Consider the following 2248-nt stretch of genomic DNA (forward strand, 5'->3'; position numbering starts at 1 on the left):
AACCCACATTCCGCACCCCCAACTGGCACATACGCGGATTGAGGGGGTAAAAGTGAATTATCCGAGATCGAGGGTGAGTAAAATACCCAAAATATCTATGCAACTAAGCATTATTCAGTTAGGAATTCCTAAAAATTGACATAAAGGCATGAATTAAATCTTCTTGACCCATAAAATGTCAATAATCAGACCATTAATAACTCTTAATTGCCAGCAGAATTTTCCCGAGATGTAACAATTATACATCACTGATAAATCAACAATTAATTCAGCTAAAATCAGCCTTACTAATCCAGTGATTAACTTGATTTCACAGTAAGAAATAATAAGACCGACAGGTAACTGGAAACAAATTTAAGATGGCTAATCGTTCGGATGTCAAATTAGAAACTTGTTGAATCCCTTGAATACAAACGGCATGAATCGATTGAAAAGTTTGGAATATCCAGCGCAAAGTAGGTCGATTTGTGACCTGGCCCAATTGATTTTTTACGGTTTTATTAGTGAGTTGCAAGTTTTGCCGGAGTAACCTTTGACCTAAAGTATAAACCAACAAACATAAACCCATTATCAAAGTTAAAGCCTCGATTCTTTCTGGCGACTTGAGGAATACGCTATCCGTAAAAAATAGGGGGTCTTTCAGGAATCCAAACCCTCTCTCTGCCGACTGCTGTTCCTTATATTTTACAATCATTTCATCAGGACTTAATTGCTCTGCATCCAGCACATTAGTAGCTAAGATAAATCTGCCACTAGCTTTGATTATGCGAGCTACTACACTAGCATCTATTTCTAGTTGTGCTTGAACTTTAAATATCAATCTAGAGCTAGATTTTTCGTGAGAAATAGTCAAATTAGTAGCTGGTTTTGCTGTCGCTTCTCTGCTGGTAATTTGGGTTAAATTATGATATTTTAGTTGTTTGGATAAACGACTTGCTGCTGCGGAGGCATCCGCTGAACAAGCAAATTCAATATTTGATAACTCTCGCAACTTTTTCTGACCCTCAACTTCAGCTTTTTTGAGGTTTTTTGATAATTTACGTTGGTCAGCATCACGACGTAAACGGCTCTCTACTACCAACCATCTTTGTGCTATTCCACCATAATTACTTTTGTGTTCTGACCAACGATATCCGGTCACAGAACTATCGTGAAATTCTGATTCATTTAGTTGAGATACCAGTTTTTGCGCTTGTTTCAGGCTTAGTGGTACACGAGTTAACCATCTTAAATTGGTTAACATTTCTAAATTGGGAGCGGTATATAATGCACTGTCAGCTACCATTAAACTGTCGAGATTTAATTGTTTTTTAAAGTCTTGACAAATTGAAGCGAATATGGAATTATCTGATTCGTTCCCTGAAGCTACTCGCAAAAATAGTGGTACATCTCCATCTCCACTACAAATTAGGTCTAAAATGAATTGTTTTAAGTCGGGACGATGGTCGCGAGAGTAGCCGTAGGTAATCTGAATTGGTGTTGGGGATGTTTGATGATTGATTGATGAATTATCTAATTGATTGCCATTTATTTCTGTAACAGAAAAAGATACTGATGGCACTTCTTGCTCATATTTGCCATGTAGATGAAATGAACTTGAGTCGAGGTGAGATGTGTCGGTATTTATCTCGAATTTTTGAGCTGCTTCCAAGGCAATGGTTGTGAATATTTCCGTAATTCCTGCTAAATATAATTTATCTAATACTCTTCCTAAACGGTCATCATTCAAATGTGACGCTTGAATCCCTTCTCCAAGTAAATGTTCTATTGCTTTTCCTTCAAAAAATTTAGAAAATAAGTATAATGGGGCGGAAACCATCCCTAATCCATTGATGAGCATGGCTTTAACTACCAGGCCGGGACTGACTATTTCACCTGGTTGTTCCCCTACTAATTCATTGATTTTTGGGACAATTCCTATTTCATCAATTAGACCGGCTATCAAGCCCAGATGATCTAGGTTTTTTACTGTCATCTCAGATACTTTTTGCATGGGCTGCTAAATCCTGATTTGAGCGTTCATCTATCTCGCCAGTTTACACTATTTTTGGTGATGATTGGTTACGGAAGAGCGAGCGCAATTAACGCATTTTCGCGGATGCGATCGGGTTACGGATATGTCATAAACTTGGTCTTTTACCGAGCGCTACCAAAATAATTGAGTATTTTTACTCGCTCTTGTCTCGGATGATTCACTTTTACCCCCTCAATTCGCGTATGTGCCAGTTGGGGGTGCGGAATGTGGGTT

The 2248-nt window shown here is 38.2% G+C and carries 1 protein-coding gene; it reads right to left on the reverse strand.

All coding sequences use genetic code 11. From position 1 onward, the window contains the following. Window positions 1-310: 310 nt before the first annotated feature. A complete protein-coding gene (locus QUB06_RS34380) occupies window positions 311-1993 on the reverse strand; it encodes an IS1634 family transposase (protein ID WP_333439290.1) in 1683 nt (560 codons plus the stop codon). Window positions 1994-2248: the final 255 nt, after the last annotated feature.

It is taken from the genome of Microcoleus sp. D2_18a_D3, assembly GCF_036702455.1.
In the GTDB taxonomy this organism is placed as follows: Bacteria; Cyanobacteriota; Cyanobacteriia; order Cyanobacteriales; family Microcoleaceae; genus Microcoleus.